The organism is Caulobacter flavus (assembly GCF_003722335.1).
Classification (GTDB): Bacteria; Pseudomonadota; Alphaproteobacteria; order Caulobacterales; family Caulobacteraceae; genus Caulobacter; species Caulobacter flavus.
Window position 1 is genome coordinate 3058674 of the sequence record NZ_CP026100.1, and the last position, 16544, is coordinate 3075217.

The window sequence follows — 16544 nt, forward strand, 5'->3', positions numbered from 1 at the left end:
CGGTTCCCCCCATCCCAACCCTTCCCCCATCAAGGGGGAAGGGCTCTATTTCGTTGATCAGTTGATGTCGGGGATCTGGTCGCTCGTCGCCGAGGGCCTGGCCTTTTCGCCGCGGCCCCAGAGGCGTTCGTACTTCCAGCCGGTGAGGTCCTCGACGATGGCCTTGGACTCGGGGCTCTCGGCTTCCGTCGCGCCGGCGCGCAGGCGTTCGACCTCGTGGACCAGAACCTCGTGGGTCTTGGCGTTGAGGCGGAACTTCCACGAGATGATCATGCCGGTGACCATCACCAGGATCGGGCCGCCGACCATGATCAGCACCAGGGTGTGGATCGCCTGCGGGGTCTGGTGGACCACCTGGCCCTTGCCGCCCGAGACGAAGCCGCCCAGGCCCAGCAGGGTGGTGGTCAGCAGGATGGCGCCCGACTGGGCGATCTTGCGCACGAAGGTCATGACGCCGGCGAAGATGCCCTCGCGGCGCTGGCCGGTGACGGCCTCGTCGACGTCGGGCAGGTAGTTGTAGACGCCCCAGGGCACGAAGTTCAGCGTGCCGCGGCCCAGGCCAGCCAGGATGATCGGCAGGAACAGCCAGAACAGGACGGTCGGGTTGAAGCCCGCGCCGGCGGCGTTGAAGATGTTGCCGTGCAGGCCCTCGACGCCGGCGGCGAAGCCGGCCGGCTTGACCAGGTAGAAGCCCAGGAACAGCAGCAGGGCCGCGCAGACGAAGCTGATGGCCATGCGGTAGGCGGCCGTCGGGCCGGTCTTGATGATCACGCGGATGGCGATCATCACCGAGATCAGCTGGGCGAAGTACATCATCGTCATCGCCTGGGAGATCACCAGGGTCGAGCCGACCATCACCGTGGCCACGAACAGCGGGAAGGCGGTGTTGAAGATGTCCTGGCTGATGTAGCCGCCCAGATACAGCGACAGGTGCTGGCGGAAGGCCTTCAGCTTCAGGGTCGAGAACAGGTCGCGGAACATGTTGACCGGGATCAGCGCGGCCTTGCCCCAGTCCATGGGCTCGGGCTGTATCAGCTTCTCTTCCTCGGTGTAGGGGCGCTCCCAGGTGAACAGCACCACCAGCACCACGACCAGGCTGAACAGGCCGCCGAAGATGGCCGCCATGATCAGGAAGGTGTTGGAGCTGTCCTTGCCGCCGAAGTTGTTGATGATCAGCGTGGGCAGGTACGAGGCCAGGATCGCCGAGCTCTGGGCGATCAGCATGCGGGCGCCCGCGAACTTTGCCTTCTCCTTGTAATCCTTCGTCATTTCCGCCGCGAGGGTTTCCCACGGGATCAGGAACATCGTGTAGACGAACTCGAAGAAGATGAAGGTCACGAGGTAGTAGGTGAAGGTCTGGCCCGACACGAAGATCAGGGCGAAGCTGGGCAGCAGCGGGATGGTCAGCAGCAGGAAGATCTTCCGCCGCCCGACCTTACGGCCGATCCAGGTGTGGCGCAGGTTGTCGGAGATGTAGCCGATCAGCGGGCAGGTGATCGCTTCCAGCAGGCGCGGAAGGCCCAGGATCAGGCCGGTCTTGACCGGCGACAGTCCGCAGAAGGTGATGAAGAAGTAGGCCAGCCAGCCGGTGATCACGGCTTGCGCGCCGGCCCCCAGCATGTCGCCGGAGCCCCAGCCCCAATAGTTGACCCAGGACGGTTTGCGGGCGTCTGGCGTGGCCATGTGCGTCTCATTCCCAAGAGAAGGGGGTCTTGTCGCCCCCAAGTCCGGTCCGGCGCTGGGCCGGACCGGATGAGTTCAGAAGTCAGCGGCCTAGATGAAGGCGCGCTGGAACTCGCCGAGCGCCAGCATGGCCAGCGACTGGCCGTACGGCATCGAGGTCAGCGGGATGTCCTTGTAGCCCTGGATCGTGTCGAACACCGGGGTGCCGAACGAGACCTGCTGCAGTTCGCCGGCGTCGTCGATGTTGGCCAGCACGCCCTTGATGGCGCGGATGGCGACGGCTTCGTATTCCTTGCCGATGTAGCGCTTGCGGACGGCCTTCAGCACGCCGTAGGCGAAACCGGCCGTGGCCGAGGCTTCAAGGTACGAGGTCTTGTCGTCGATGATCGTGTGCCACAGGCCCGACTCCTGGTCCTGGAACTTGGTCAGGGCCTTGATCTGGGCTTCGAGGGCGTCGATCAGGAAGGCGCGCAGGCCGTCGCCCGGCTTCAGGTCGAGCAGTTCGATGAATTCCGGGATGGCGATCGTCACCCAGCAGTTCCCGCGGGCCCACAGGGCGTCGGCGAAGTTGTGACGGCCCTCGAAGGTCCAGCCGTGGAACCACAGGCCGGTCTTGCGGTCGGCCAGGTACTTGATGTGGACCATGAACTGGCGCTTGGCCTCCTCGACGAAGTCGGGGCGGTCGAGCAGCAGGCCGATCTTGGCCAGCGGCAGCACGCTCATCATCAGCGTGTCGTCCCACAGCTGCTGCGGGTTCTCGCTGTTGAAGACGATGTGCTGGAAGCCGCCTTCCTCGGTGCGCGGACCTTCGTACATGACGTAGTCGGCCCAGGTCTCGAGGTAGGGAATGTAGGTGTGGTCGCCGGTGGCCTCGTAGAGGTAGGCCAGGGTCAGGAACGGCGAGACCGTGTTGATGTTCTTGGTCGGGGTGCCGGCCTCGAAGCGGTCGGCGAACCACTTGGTCATGATGTCGAAGGCGCGCTCGTCGCCGTACATCTCGTACTGCTTCCACAGGCCGTAGAGGCCCACGCCGTGGGTCCATTCCCAGTCGTTCCAGCCCTTGGTGTCGATGACGCGGCCGTCGTCGAGACGCAGCAGGAACTCGCCCGTCTCGTCGGTGATGTCGACGAGGTTGCTGATCAGAAGGGCGATCTTGGCCTTGACGTCCTTGGCCTCGATGCCGTGAGCGAGATTGGGCACGGTAGTCTCCTAAAGGTAAGTTCGGGTAGGCGGGGGCCTACTGCTTGTAGTTCGGCGCGGGGACGCGGGCGACGGGCACGCCGCCTTCCACGTTGCGCAGCACTTCCAGTTTGACCGCTTCCAGGGCGTCGCCGGGGGCGCCGTCGCTGGTCACGGCCAGGGCGATGGTGTTCTTGCCGTGCGGATCGACGATGCCGTTGGGCAGGACGAAGGTCCGCTGCGGGCCGACGTGGGCGATGAACTGGCCCATGTTCCAGCCGTTGACGAAGATCAGCACGCGATAGCGGCCCGGCGAGCGCGGGGTCTTCGGATCGCCGATCGTCAGGCCGAGCGTCACGTCCTGGTCCTTGGGCAGGGCCAGGTCGAAGTTGGTGCGATACCAGGTGGTGCCGGCGTAGGGCGCAGGTGCGCCCATGTCGGCCTTGGCCCAGCCCTGGTCGGGGAAGCCCGGCAGGTGCCAGCCGTTGCGCTCGCCGTACTGGCCGCCTTCGTTCATCGGGCCGCGCACCGGGTCGGCGATGTCCTCGCCGCCCTTGTTGCCCTGGATCTTCCAGCTGATCGGCACGGCGAAGCTGTAGCTGGTCGGGCTCGACAGCGAGGCCGAGACCAGGCCGCGGGCTTCCTTGTGGAAGTCGTCGGCGTCGAGGTCCCAGTTGTGGCCGTTGTTGCGCACCATCACCGACAGCACGTGATCGCCGTCGCCGCGCAGCTCTTCGGGCAGCTTGAAGGTCGCCACGCCCGTGGTGATCGGGCGGGGCAGGCCGCCGTCCAGCTCGTGCTGGCCCAGGAACTTGCCGTCCAGCCAGACCTGCAGCATGCCGGCGCCGCCGGCGCCGTAGTGCAGGGTCAGGGTGTCGATGTCGGCGCGGCCCTTGTAGCGGCCGCGGTACCAGACGTCGCCGTGGTGGAAGCCGTGGGTGCTCATGTCGAGCGCCGGCTGGCCCGTCGGCGGACGCACGGTGGAGCCGCCGCGCTTGCCCTCGGCCTTGGCCCAGGCGCTGTCGTCGAAGGCCGGATCGGCTTCCGGCGAGCCGGCGGCGGTCTTCCAGTCTAGCTTGGCCAGGTCCGGCACGGTGACGGCGGTCGGGCCGGAAAGGGCCTTGGTCGCCAGCAGCGAGCCGCTGGCCGTGGCCTTGGCGGCGACGGCCGCGCCGTTCCAGCGGACGGTCCTGACGCCCTTGGGGGCGAAGACTTCGAGCGGGCTTTCCGTCTCCGTGTCGCCGGTCAGCGACAGGACGGCGCCCTTGACGCTGGCCGAGCGCACGAGGCCGGGGCCGCGCTGCAGGGTCGGGCCGGCGGCCGTGTCCTGGCGCCAGAAGGTCTGCCCCGTGGCCTCGTCGGCCAGCAGCAGCACCAGCGGCGGACGGCCGCCGCCGGTGACGCGCACGCGGGCCAGACCGGTGTGGCTGTAGGAGAGCTTCAGGTCGCCCTTGGCGGCGTCGAAGGTGGACGAGACCTGGCCTTCCAGGACCTCGACCTTGGGCTCGGAAGCATAGCGCAGGACGGTTTCGCCCGCCTCGCCGGCGCGGCCGTACATCAAGGCCAGGTCGCCGCCGTTCCAGGGCAGGTGGGTCTGGATCTCGGAGGTCGAATAGACCAGCCGCTGGCCGCCCAGGTCGTAGCTGGCCATCAGCATCTTGCTGTCCTGGCCCTTGATCCGCGAGGGGACCACGTACTCGCCGTCGCGGGTCTTGACCTTGAAGGTGAAGGCCTCGTCGCCGGTGGCGCTGCTGGGATTGTGGATCACCACGTAGAGGTGGCTGCCGGTCTCGGCGTTGACGTTGTGATAGACGCGAACCTTGTCGTTCGACGGGACGACGGCCTCGCCCTTGTCCATGCGGCGCAGGTCGGTGACCGTGTTCAGGAACTGGCCCATCTGCTTCATGACGCGGGCCTTGTCGCGCAGGCCGCGGGCCTCGTCGATGGCCGAGCCGTAGTCGTAGGAGCTGAACACCACGGGCGCCGGCGACCAGCCCCAGCTGGTGCCGCCATAGGTCATGTAGAAGCTCTGGATCGTCAGGCCGTTGGCGATGTTGGTCCCGTAGAATACCCGCTGGTAGCCGACGCCGCGATGGATGGCGGTGCAGTCGTAGTCGCCGTTGCTGCCCCAGTAGTCGAACCAGCCGCCGCCGAACTCGGCCGCGAAGCCGGGGGTGTTGGGGCTTGCCGAGGCGCCGCCCTTGGCCCCGCCGGCGCCGTAGAGGCCCCAGTCGGGCGCGACGCCGGCCGCCGACGGCGTGGAGTCGACCTTGCACGAGCCGCCCGGATAGCCGTCGAAGGCGTAGAGGTCGGTCGGGCCTTCCACCGCGCCGGGCACGTTCGAGCCCTTGGGCACCCAGTAGCCGTTGCGGCCCTTGTCGTTGTGGAACAGCGGCACGGTGATGCCGTCGGCGCGAGCCTTGTCGGCCAGCCACTGCATGTAGCGCTGCTGCGGGGCGCCCACGACGTCGAGCTCGTTCTCGATCTGGTGGGCGATGACCGTGCCCTGGCCGGTGGTCAGCTGGTGGCGGGCGATGACCTTGTTGATCTGCGAGAGCCACTCGTCGGCGGCCTGGATGTATTCCGGCGCGTCGGTGCGGGCGCGGGCCTGCTGGTTGACCAGGTAGCCGGGGAAGCCCCCGCGCGTCAGCTCGGCGTTCACGTACGGCCCGGCGCGGGTGATGACGTAGAGGCCTTCTTCCTTGGCCATGGTCAGCACGCGATCCATGTCGCGCACGCCGCTGAAGTCGTAGACCCCCTGCTTGGGCGAGTGATAGCCCCAGTCGATGTAGATCGCGACGGTGTTGTAGCCGCTGGCCTTCATCTTCTGGAGGATGTCGCGCCACAGATCCGGGCTGGGCAGGCGGAAGGGGTGGAACTCGCCACCCCACGAGTAGATGCGCTCGCCGTCGACCTTCAGGGAGTACTTGTCCCAGGTGATCTGGTGGGCTTGCGCGGGCTTGGCCGCGACCGCCTGGTCGCCGCCTTCCTTCAGCACGGTGAAGTGGCGGACCGTGCCCGACAGCTCGGGCAGCTCCTTCTTGGGCGTCCAGGTGCGGAAGCCGTCGGTGCTGTCGGAGTACCAGTAGCGCTTCGACATGTACTCGTCGAAATAGATGCGCCAGGCGCCTTCAGGCGTGCGCGTCAGGGCGGGGCCCTCGAGGAACTTGCCCCAGCCGGCCCAGTCGCCGCCGCCCTTGACCTGCCAGGGGCCGTCCAGCGACGGGGCGGTCAGGAGCTCGATGAACTTGGTCGTCTCGTTCTTGGCGAAGGCCTGGTACTGCGAGCCTTCGCGCACGACGAAGGCGTCGATGTAGTTGGGGCCCATGCCCGACAGCGGGCGCGGCGCGCTCCAGCTGTTCAGGTCGGCGTCCTGCGCCGTGATCCGGTAGGGCTGAAACTGCCCGGCGATGCCGGTGGTCGAGACCGACAGGATCAGGTGCTCGGAGCCGTCGGCGTCGACGAACCACTCGGGCGCCCAGGTGTTGGTCGAGGCCGGAACGTCGACGGTGACGTCGCGCAGGAACGTCCAGTCCTTCAGGTCCTTGCTGCGGGCCAGGCCGATCGTATTGCCGGTCCAGCCGGTGGTGTAGGCGACGTAGTAGAAGCCGTCCTTGCGCTTGAGGACGCTGGGATCGCGGATCAGCCCCTTGGGCGGGGTGTAGGCCAGCGGCTTCTGCAGGGTGAAGCGCGAGCCGTCGGCCGAGTCGTACACGCTCATGTTCGACTGGCTGGCGTTGGTGAACGCCGTCATGACGTAGCGCGTGGGCTCGGCCGAATTCGCGCTGGAAAGCGCCGTGGTGGCGAGCAGGGCGGCGGCGAGGCCGACGAGGCCCATCGTCTTGGGGGCGGGACGCTTGATCACTGGTCTCAGCCCTCGAAGTAGAAGACGGGCTTGAGCGGCCATTCGACCGGCTTGTTGTCCGGATGGACGTCCATCAGGTCGGCCATGAAATCCCACCAGCGCTTCATCACCGGCTGCAGGGGCAGGGCGTCCTTGTCGTTGTCGGGCTTCAGGCGAAGCACGGCGAACAGGCTCATGGTCTCTTCGTCGAGGAAGATCGAATAGTCGTAGATGCCGGCGTTCCGAAGCGCTTCGGCCAGGTCGGGCCACAGCTCGTCGTGGCGGCGCTCGTACTCGGCGGCGACACCGGGCTTCAATTGCATGCGGAAGGCGATCGGGCGGCCTTCGGTCAGCGTGCTCATGGTTTCCTCCTGGCGTCGTTTCTTGGTTTTCAGGCGATGCGGTAGACGGCGGCGGCCGAGCCGGCGAACAGGCGCTGGCGCTCGGCGTCGCCGAAGCCGGCCGTGATGGCGTCGTAGGCGCTGTAGAAGGCGTCGAAGGAGCCGTGCACCTTCTCGACCGGGAAGTTGCTGGCGAACATGGTCCGCTCCACGCCGAAGGTCTCGATGACGTGAAGGACGAACGGGCGCAGGCTTTCCACCGTCCAGGCGCGGTCGACCATGGCCAGGCCCGAGACCTTGCAGGTGACGTTCGGGCGCTTGGCCAGGGCGGCCAGGCCCAAGCGCCAGAGGGCGAGGCCGTCTTCGTCGCGGTCGGTGGGCATGCCGGCGTGGTTGACGATCAGCGGGATGTCGGGATGGGCGTCGGCCAGGGCGGCGGCCGTCTCCATCTGCGAGGGATAGAGCTGCAGGTCGAACGACAGGCCGTACTTGGCCAGCAGGGCGAAGCCCGCGCGCCACTGGTCGCTGAGCAGCAGGTCGGACGGGCCGTAGGTCTTGGCCGGGTCCTTGTGGAAATTGACGATCTGGCGGACGCCGCGCACGTGGGGCCGCGAGGCGTGCGCCTCCAGCAGGGCCTCGACGGCGGGATCGTCCAGGTTGGCGCCGGCCACGATCGCGCCGATCGGCGCGCCAATCGGGTGGGGGGCGGCGATCAGGCCTTCCAGCCAGTCGGTCTCGGAAAGCTGCTTGTCGGTGGGCAGGCCGCACTCGACGTGCACCAGGCTCTGGACGCGCCAGGGCAGGGCGTCGGCGGCGTAGTCGGCGGGCAGGTAGTTCTTCCCGGCGATCAGGGCCATGTCGCCCGCCGGGTTGTTGGGCAGCGGGTCGTCCTGCAGCCACGAATAGTAGTGCTTGTCGAGATCCCACAGGTGCATGTGGGCGTCGATGATCGGACCCGCGTACGCCATGCCTGTCCCCTTGGGCTCGTAGGCTTGGGCCCGCCCGCCCCGAAGGACGGGCGGGCCCGAACTCAAACTAGAAGGTGGTGCGGCCGCCCGACGTGTCGAACGTCGCGGCGGTGGTGAAGCTGCACTCCTCGCTGGCCATGAAGCAGACCATCGCGGCGCTTTCCTCGACCTCGCCCAGGCGACCCATCGGGATCTTCGAGCGCATGTACTCGACCTGGCTGGCGGGCAGCTGCTCGAGGATCGGGCTTTCGAAGGTGGCGGGGGTCAGGGCGTTGGCGATCACGCCCTTGCCGGCCAGTTCCTTGCCCAGCGACTTGGTGAGGCCGATGACCCCAGCCTTCGACGCCGAATAGGCGCTGGCGTTCGGATTGCCTTCCTTGCCGGCCACCGAAGCGACGTTGACGATGCGGCCGTAGCCGGCGCCCAGCATGTGCGGGACGACCGAACGGCAGCAGTAGAACAGGCCGTTCAGGTTGATGTCGATGACGCGCTTCCAGCTGTCGAGCGGGAACTCGTGCACCGGCACCGTGGCGCCGGTGATGCCGGCCGAGTTGACCAGCACGTCGATCTTGCCCAGGGCCTCGACGCTGGCGGCGGTCGCGGCGGCGACCTGGGCCTCGTCGGAGACGTCCAGCGCGTAGGTGAAGCTGGCGCCGACTTCCTCGGCGGCGGCCTTCAGGGCGTCGGCGTTGAGGTCCCACAGGGCGACCTTGGCGCCTTCGGCCACCATGCGGCGGGCGGTTTCCTTGCCCAGGCCCGAGGCGCCGCCGGTGATGACGGCGGCGCGGCCCGAGAAGCGGTTGGCGTAAACGGTCACGAGACGCCTTCCTTGGTCCAGGCGATGACTTCCTGGCGCTGCTCGCCCAGCTTCTCGATGCCCAGCGTCATGACGTCGCCCGGCTTCAGGAAGATCTTTTCCGGCTTCTGGCCTTCGCCGACGCCCGGAGGGGTGCCCGTCGTCAGGATGTCGCCCGGCTCGAGGGTGACGAAGCGGCTCATGTAGGCGATCAGCTCGGCGACGCCGAAGATCATCGTCTTGCTGTTGCCGGTCTGCATGCGCTTGCCGTTGAGGTCGAGCCACATGTCGAGGTTCTGGCAGTCGCCAACTTCATCGGCGGTGACGACCCACGGGCCGACGGGGCCGAAGGTGTCGCAGCCCTTGCCCTTGTCCCACTGCGAGCCCAGCTCCTTCTGGAAGGCGCGCTCGGAGACGTCGTTCACCAGCACGTAGCCGGCGACGTAGTCCAGGGCTTCGGATTGCTCGACATAGCGGGCGCGCTTGCCGATCACGACGCCCAGCTCGACTTCCCAGTCGCCCTTCTCGGCGCCCTTGGGCAGCATGACCTGGTCGTTCGGGCCGTTGAGGCACGAGATGGCCTTGGTGAAGAAGATCGGCTCGGGCGGGGGTTCCAGGCCGGCTTCCTTGGCGTGGTCGGCGAAGTTCAGGCCGATGGCCAGGAACTTGCCGACATTGCCGATCGGCACGCCGTAGCGCGGCGAACCTTCGACCACCGGCAGGGTGGTGGGATCGATGGCGGCGATCTTCGCCAAGCCTTCCGGGGTCAGTTCCGCGCCGGTGATGTCGGACACGTGGCCCGACAGGTCGCGGATCTTGCCTTCGGAATCCAGCAGGCCGGGCTTTTCGGCGCCCCGCGGGCCGTAACGCAACAGTTTCATGGTCTTCTGGCTCTAGGGGTAAATGGGGGAGGGGACGCGGCTTACCGCGGATACGGACGGTGCAGGCCGACGTCGCGGTTCAGCTCGACGCCGAAGCCGGGCGCGTCGCCGAGCTTGAGCTTGCCGTTGACCGGAACGGGCTCGCCGATCAGCTGCGGATGGAACATCGGCACGACCTCGTCGGCCTTCGGCGCCATCATCAGGAACTCGGCGAACGGGCTGTTATGGCGCGTGATGACGAAGTGGTAGCTGTACACCGACGAGCCGTGCGGGATCATCATCACGCCCTTGCTGTCGGCCAGGTTGGCGATCTTGATCAGTTCGGTGACGCCGCCGCACCAGCCCACGTCCGGCTGGATGATGTCGCAGCATTCCATCTCCAGCAGCATGCGGAAGCCCCAGCGGGTGGCTTCGTGCTCGCCGGTGGTGACCAGCATGCCGGGAGGGGCGTTCTTCTTGAGGTCGCGATAGCCCCAGTAGTCGTCGGGGCTGAGGGCCTCCTCGATCCACTTCAGGCCGTACTCGTGGGCCTTGTGCGCCAGCTTGGTGGCGTAGTTCAGGTCCAGCGACATCCAGCAGTCGAACATCAGCCAGAAGTCCTCGCCCACGCGGTTGCGCATGGTTTCGAGCTCTTCCAGGTTCTTGCGCAGGCCTTCCTCGCCCTCGGCCGGGCCGTGGTGCAGGGGCATCTTGCCGCCGATGAAGCCCATCTCCTTGGCCAGGTCCGGACGCGCGCCGGTGGCGTAGAAGGTCAGTTCGTCGCGAACCTTGCCGCCCAGCAGAGCGTAGACCGGCTCCTGGCGCAGCTTGCCGATCAGGTCGTAGAGCGCCAGGTCGACGCCCGAGATGGCGTTCACGACCAGGCCCTTGCGGCCGTAGTACTGGGTGGAGAAGTACATCTGGTCCCAGATCTTCTCGACCTCGGTCGGGTCACGACCTTCGAGGAAGCGGGCCAGGTGCTTTTCGACGATGTAGGCGGCCGGTTCGCCGCCGGTGGTCACCGCGAAGCCGATCGTGCCGTCGACGGCCTCGATCTCGACCACCAGCGTGCCCAGCACGTTGATGCCGAAGCTCTGGCGGCTCTGGCGATATTCGGGATAGCGCGACATCGGGGTCGCGATGTGGTCGTCGATCCAGTGGCCTTCGCCCTGGTCGTGATAGTCGGCGCCGCCCCCGCGGACCACATAGGCGCGTACAGCCTTGATCAAGGGAAGCGGCATCTCGTGCTCCAACCATCGCCCGGTCTTCTCGTGACCGGATCTGCCCCTACCAAGGGAGGCGCGCCAGCGGGGCCGCCGAACGACGCGAACGGATGTTCGCGCTACCTCCCCAGAACATCGTATGACACGCTGATCGCAGGACCCCCGCGACCGAAAGAGTCGCTGACGCGAGCCCTTGTCTTGCGTTCCATATTATGAGAGGTAGTGCTACAAAATGAAACCCAGCACGTCAAGGGGAGCGGAACCGGTGGCGGACGACGAAGGCGCGGCGACCAAGAGCCCAAGCGGCAGCCAGACGCTGTTTCGCGGCCTGGACGTGCTCGACGTGGTGGCCGACGCGGGGGCCATCGGCCTGCCGGCGCTGGCGGCCCGACTCGGCCTGACCCGCAGCACCACGCACCGCCTGGCCACGGCCCTGGTCGAGCGCCGCCTGCTGACCCAGACCCCGCGCGAAGGCTACAGCCTGGGCCCCAAGCTCCTGGAGCTGGGCTATCTGGCCAGCCAGCAGATGGACCTGCCGCGCATCGCGCGCCCGCACCTGGAAAAGCTGTGGGAAGAGCTGGAGGACACCGTCCACCTGGGCGTGCTCGACGACGACCGCGCTCTCTATCTGGACAAGCTGACCGGCCGCCGCCGCATCAACATCTCCTCGCGCGTGGGCGATCGCCAGCCGATCCGCTCCACGGGCCTGGGCAAGGCCCTGGTGCTGGACGACGACGAGGCCCGCTGGCGCGCGCTCTATCGCAAGGAAGGCCCGGCGGCCGCCGGCGCGCCGAACGAAGAGCAGTGGATCGCCTGGATGCACGACTATTCGCAGCGCGGCGTGGCCTTCGACCTGGAAGAGAACGAGGACCGCATCCGCTGCGTCGCCGCCCCGGTGCGCGGCGCGGGCGGCCACGTGGTGGCGGCCATCAGCGTCTCGGGCGCGGCCCAATACATGGACGACGAGCGGATGACGGTCCTGGTGGACGACATCCGTTCGGCCGCCGACGCGATCAGCCGCGATCTGGGCTGGAACGGCAAGCGGGGGTCAGGCGCGAAGACCTGACGCTTCCCGCGCGTGAGTGAAGACGGAGGAACTATGCTTCTGAAGGACAAGGTGGTGCTGGTGACCGGCGCCTCGGGCGGGATCGGCAAGGCGGCCGCCATCGGCGCGGCGCGTCATGGCGCCGACGTGGCGATCAACTACCACTCCGACGAGGCCGGCGCGGCCGACGCCGTGGCGCAGATCGAGGCCCTCGGCCGTCGCGCCATCGCCGTGAAGGGCGACGTGGCCCAGGTGGAAACCGCCCAGGCCTTCGTCGACGCCGCGGTCGAGGCCTTCGGCAAGGTCGACGTCTTCGTCAACAACGCCGGCATCTGCCCGTTCCACGCCTTCCTGGACATGCCTCCGGAAGTGATGGAGCGGACCATGAAGGTGAACCTGTTCGGCGCCTATTACATGGTGCAGGCGGCGGCCAACCAGATGGTCAAGCAAGGCCACGGCGGCTCGATCATCGCCGTTTCCTCGATCAGCGCCCTGGTCGGCGGCGGCATGCAGACGCACTACACCCCGACCAAGGCCGGCGTGCACAGCCTGATGCAGTCGACCGCCATCGCGCTGGGCAAGCACGGCATCCGCTGCAACTCGGTGCTGCCGGGCACGATCGAGACCGCGATCAACAAGGAAGACCTCGCAGACGTCGCCAAGCGCGAATACATGAGCGGCCGCATCCCGCTGGGCCGCCTCGGCGAGCCCGACGACCTGGCCGGCCCGATCGTGTTCCTGGCCTCGGATCTGGCCAACTACGTCACCGGCGCGGCCCTGCTGGTCGACGGCGGCGCGTTCGTGAACCTGCAGTAGATCGATCGTCCTTCCATGATCGTCTCGTCGACCACCGACTTCCGTGAGGCTGCGCGGCGAAAGCTGCCGCGCTTCCTCTTCGACTACATCGACGGCGGCGCCTACGCCGAGCGGACCCTGGGCCGCAACGTCTCCGACCTGGCGGACCTCGCCCTGCGACAGCGGGTGCTCAAGGACGTGTCCAAGGTCTCGACGGCGACCAGCCTGTTCGGCGTGGAGCAGTCCATGCCCGTGGTGCTGGCCCCCGTGGGCCTCACCGGCATGTACGCCCGCCGTGGCGAGTGCCAGGCGGTGCGCGCGGCTTCGGCCAAAGGCGTGCCGCTGTGCCTGTCGACGGTGTCGGTGTGCGACGTGGACGAGGTGGCGGCCGCTTCGAGCCGGCCGCTGTGGTTCCAGCTCTACGTGCTGCGGGACCGCGCCTTCATGCGCGACCTGCTGGCGCGGGCGGCGGCGGCGGGGGCGAGCACGCTCGTCTTCACCGTCGACATGCCCGTGCCCGGCGCGCGCTACCGCGACGCTCATTCCGGAATGAGCGGTCCCAACGCCGGGGCTCGCCGCATCCTGCAGGCCATGGGGCGTCCGCAATGGGCGTGGGACGTCGGCCTGATGGGCCGTCCCCACACCCTGGGCAACGTCGCGCCGGTGCTGAAGGGCAGTACGGGCCTGGAGGACTTCATGGGCTGGCTGGGGGCCAATTTCGACCCCTCGATCCAGTGGAAGGACCTGGAATGGATCCGTGAGTCCTGGAAGGGGCCGCTGATCATCAAGGGCGTGCTCGATCCCGAGGACGCCAGGGCCGCCGCCGACATCGGCGCTGACGGGGTGGTGGTGTCCAACCACGGCGGCCGCCAGCTGGACGGCGTGCTGTCGTCGGCCAAGGCCCTGCCGGCCATCGCCGAAGCCGTCGGCGACAAGCTGACCGTGCTGGCCGACGGCGGGGTGCGTTCGGGTCTCGACGTGGTGCGGATGCTGGCCCTGGGCGCCAAGGGCGTGCTGCTGGGCCGGGCCGCCGTCTACGCCCTGGCCGCGCGCGGTCAGGCGGGCGTGACCCAGCTTCTGGACCTGATGGAGAAGGAGATGCGGGTGGCCATGGCGCTGACCGGCGTCAATTCCGTCTCCGAGATCGACCGTTCAATCCTGGCGGAGACCCGCTGATGAAAACCGCCGCCGCCCTCGCTCTGGCTCTGGTCATGGGGGCGGCGCCGGCCGCCCTGGCCGAGCCGGCCCTATCTGGGCCTAACCGCATCGTCATCGCCAGCGACTCCACCGCCGCCGACTACAGCGCCCGCAGCTTCCCGCAGATGGGCTGGGGCATGGTGCTGAAGTGCTCGCTGAAGCCCGAGGCGCAGATCGTCAACCTGGCCCGCGGCGGCCGCTCGACCAAGACCTTCCAGGAGGAGGGGCTGTGGTCGGTGCTGATGGCCCAGCTGAAGCCCGACGACACCGTGCTGATCCAGTTCGGCCACAACGACGCCGACACCAAGAAGATCGTCCGCTTCACCGACCCGAACGGGGCCTATGCCGACAACCTGCGCCGGTTCGTGGCCGACGTGCGGACGGCCGGCGCCAAGCCGGTGCTGATAACCCCGATCGCCAAGCTGATCTTCAAGGACGGCCAGGTGCAGGACACCCACGGCCCGTACTCGGCGACCGTGCGGCGCGTGGCGGCCGAGACCAAGACCCCGCTGATCGACCTCGACCGCGAAAGCCAGGCCAGGCTGCAGGCGGTGGGCGAGGCGCAGGGCGCCAAGTACTTCATGATCTATTCGGCGGCCGACAAGATCGCCAGCCACCCCGAAGGCATCAACGACACCACCCACCCCAACGAACTGGGCGCGCGCATGGCCGCCGGCATCGTGGCCAAGGGCCTGCGGGGCGCGGGCGTGCCGGCTTCGAAGCTGGTTCTGCCGGGCGAGGCCGATGCTTCGGCGCGGGGCGAGCCGACCTGCGCGGGCAGGCCGTAGGGACCGTACCTTCTTCCCGTAAAACCCCCGCGAAAGCGGGGGCCTAGGCTTTTTCTGAAGCCCGTAGCGCTCGACGACAAAACACCTGGGTCCCCGCTTTCGCGGGGATTTTACGGAGTGAGGCGCTGTTCAGGCAAAAAGAAAGGAGCGCAGGCCGGGCCGGCGCTCCTGGACCTCAGAGGGGGAAGTACGAGGTCAGGCAGAACAGGGAAGGATCGAGCTTCGATCCATCGATCAATTCTCACAATATGGACAATTGATCGATATATTGAGAATATCACTGAGGCGGCGGACGTCAACCGCCGTTGTGGGGAAACGCCGATGAACCGTTGCATCCTGTCCGCCGCCCTGGTCCTGGCGCTGGCGCCCGCGCCGCTGCTGGCCGCGACCCAAGGGGCGTCCAAGGCCCGCCCGGCCGCTGTTTCGCAAGCGCCGTCCTGGCGCAGCGCCTGGGGCAACGCGCCGCTCGCGCCGCAGGCCGTGTCACGCCCGGGCGAGGCCAGGGCCTTCACCGACGTCACGGTGCGCCAGGTCATGCGGCTGAACGCCGGCGGCGACGCCGTGCGGCTGCGCCTGTCCAACGAGCTGAACGAGCGTCCGCTGGCGGTGGGGGCCATCACGCTGGCGCCGGCCGACGCGAACGGGAAGATCCTGGCCGCGCCGATCACCGTGACCGTCGGCGGCAAGGCCGAGTTCACGATCCCGCCGGGCGCGCCGGTGCTGAGCGACCCCGTGGCGCTGCCGGTCAAGGCGATGGACTACGTGTCGGCGTCGATCTTCTACGTCGGGACCCAGGCTCCGGCCGGCCACCGCGTGCGCCTGTTCGTGGCCCCGCCCGGCAACCACGTGGCCAAGGCGCAGATCCCCGGCGAGGAAGCGCTGAAAGGTCCGGGCCTGGTCAGCGGCGTCGAGGTGCGCGGGCAGGGCGAGGCCTCGGTGCTGGTGGCGATCGGCGACTCGATCACCGAGGGCGCGGGCTCGACGGCGAACGCCGACAAAGGCTGGCCCGAGCAGCTGGCGGCCCGCCTGGCCGCGCGCGGCCAGGGCTGGAGCGTGGTCAACATGGGCGTCGGCGGCGGGCGGCTGCTGCGCGAGGTCTCGGGTCCCAGCGCGCTGTCGCGCTTCGACCGCGACGTGCTGAGCGTGGCGGGGGTCAAGGCGGTGGTGGTGCTGGAAGGCATCAACGACATCGGCCGCGCCGTGCAGCCGGGCTTCACCGCCGACGTGGTGGGCCCCGATGACCTGATCGCCGGCTATCGTCAGCTGATCGCCCGGGCCCACGCGCGCGGCGTGAAGATCTATGGCGGCGTCATCCCGCCGTTCGAGGGCGCGGCCTATTATCACGAGAAGGGCGAGGCCACGCGCCAGGCGGTCAACGCCTGGATCCGCACCGGCGGCGAATTCGACGGGGTCGTCGACTTCGACGGCGCCATCCGCGATGCGGCCAAGCCTGGCCAGATTCGCGAGGGCCTGCACAACGGCGATCATCTGCACCCCAACGACGCCGGCTACGACCTGATGGCCCAGGCGGCGGACAAGGCGCTGTTCCCGGCCAAGTAGAAGGCGGTCGATGCTTGCCGCGCCGGTGGCGATCGGGCTAGCTCCCCGCCGTATCCGTGTGAGGGGGCTTTTCCATGAAGACCGTCAAGTCGCTGCTGATCGCCGCCGCCATCCTGGCGACGCCGGCCCTGGCCCATGCCGCCGACAAGGAATCCAAGCGCTCGGTGGCGATCACCGCCGCGCTGGTGGCGGTGTTCGGCGGGGTCGGCACGATGTTCGTGGCGGTCTACGCCGCCAACGCGAAGAACAAGAAGAAGTAGGGGCG

At 68.0% G+C, this 16544-nt stretch carries 14 protein-coding genes; 6 read left to right on the forward strand and 8 right to left on the reverse strand.

What is annotated here, in order from left to right; genetic code table 11:
- Positions 1-57: 57 nt before the first annotated feature.
- The 8 genes from C1707_RS14125 to rhmD form a co-directional block, all read right to left on the reverse strand.
- The gene (locus tag C1707_RS14125; protein WP_101711891.1) at positions 58-1683 is read right to left on the reverse strand and encodes an MFS transporter; all 1626 of its coding nucleotides are present in this window, start codon (positions 1681-1683) and stop codon (positions 58-60) included.
- A gap of 90 nt (positions 1684-1773) precedes the next feature.
- Positions 1774-2883, reverse strand: coding sequence for a beta-galactosidase BglB (gene bglB / locus C1707_RS14130; protein WP_058350578.1), 1110 nt, complete (start codon positions 2881-2883; stop codon positions 1774-1776).
- A 37-nt stretch (positions 2884-2920) separates the two neighbouring features.
- Positions 2921-6727, reverse strand: coding sequence for a beta-galactosidase (locus tag C1707_RS14135; protein WP_240633698.1), 3807 nt, complete (start codon positions 6725-6727; stop codon positions 2921-2923).
- Positions 6728-6732: 5 nt separating this feature from the next.
- On the reverse strand, positions 6733-7068 hold the full coding sequence (rhaM, locus tag C1707_RS14140; protein ID WP_101711890.1) for an L-rhamnose mutarotase: 336 nt from the start codon (positions 7066-7068) through the stop codon (positions 6733-6735).
- A 29-nt stretch (positions 7069-7097) separates the two neighbouring features.
- Positions 7098-8015, reverse strand: a complete 918-nt coding sequence (locus C1707_RS14145) for an amidohydrolase family protein (protein WP_101711889.1) — start codon at positions 8013-8015, stop codon at positions 7098-7100.
- 67 nt (positions 8016-8082) lie between these two features.
- A complete protein-coding gene (locus C1707_RS14150; protein WP_101711888.1) occupies positions 8083-8832 on the reverse strand; it encodes an SDR family NAD(P)-dependent oxidoreductase in 750 nt (249 codons plus the stop codon).
- Complete coding sequence (locus C1707_RS14155) at positions 8829-9692, reverse strand: 2,4-didehydro-3-deoxy-L-rhamnonate hydrolase (RefSeq protein WP_101711887.1); 864 nt, start codon at positions 9690-9692, stop codon at positions 8829-8831. The genes C1707_RS14150 and C1707_RS14155 overlap by 4 nt, the downstream gene beginning before the upstream one ends.
- Before the next feature lie 41 nt (positions 9693-9733).
- A complete protein-coding gene (gene rhmD / locus C1707_RS14160; protein ID WP_101711886.1) occupies positions 9734-10912 on the reverse strand; it encodes an L-rhamnonate dehydratase in 1179 nt (392 codons plus the stop codon).
- Positions 10913-11126: 214 nt separating this feature from the next.
- On the opposite strand from rhmD, the gene C1707_RS14165 reads away from it, so the two are divergent.
- The 6 genes from C1707_RS14165 (at position 11127) to C1707_RS14190 (ending at position 16539) form a co-directional block, all read left to right on the forward strand.
- Entirely contained in the window at positions 11127-11960 is an 834-nt protein-coding gene (locus tag C1707_RS14165) for an IclR family transcriptional regulator (protein ID WP_101711885.1), read from the forward strand.
- A gap of 33 nt (positions 11961-11993) precedes the next feature.
- Entirely contained in the window at positions 11994-12755 is a 762-nt protein-coding gene (locus tag C1707_RS14170) for an L-rhamnose 1-dehydrogenase Lra1 (protein WP_101711884.1), read from the forward strand.
- A gap of 15 nt (positions 12756-12770) precedes the next feature.
- The gene (gene lldD / locus C1707_RS14175) at positions 12771-13910 is read left to right on the forward strand and encodes an FMN-dependent L-lactate dehydrogenase LldD (RefSeq protein WP_101711883.1); all 1140 of its coding nucleotides are present in this window, start codon (positions 12771-12773) and stop codon (positions 13908-13910) included.
- Positions 13910-14719, forward strand: coding sequence for a rhamnogalacturonan acetylesterase (locus C1707_RS14180; protein WP_240633700.1), 810 nt, complete (start codon positions 13910-13912; stop codon positions 14717-14719). Before lldD ends, C1707_RS14180 begins: the two co-directional genes overlap by 1 nt.
- Positions 14720-15040: 321 nt before the next feature.
- Positions 15041-16279 (forward strand): SGNH/GDSL hydrolase family protein, encoded by a 1239-nt coding sequence (locus C1707_RS14185; protein ID WP_101711882.1) that lies wholly within the window; start codon positions 15041-15043, stop codon positions 16277-16279.
- Positions 16280-16353: 74 nt separating this feature from the next.
- Complete coding sequence (locus tag C1707_RS14190) at positions 16354-16539, forward strand: hypothetical protein (protein ID WP_101711881.1); 186 nt, start codon at positions 16354-16356, stop codon at positions 16537-16539.
- The last annotated feature ends 5 nt before the right edge of the window (positions 16540-16544 follow it).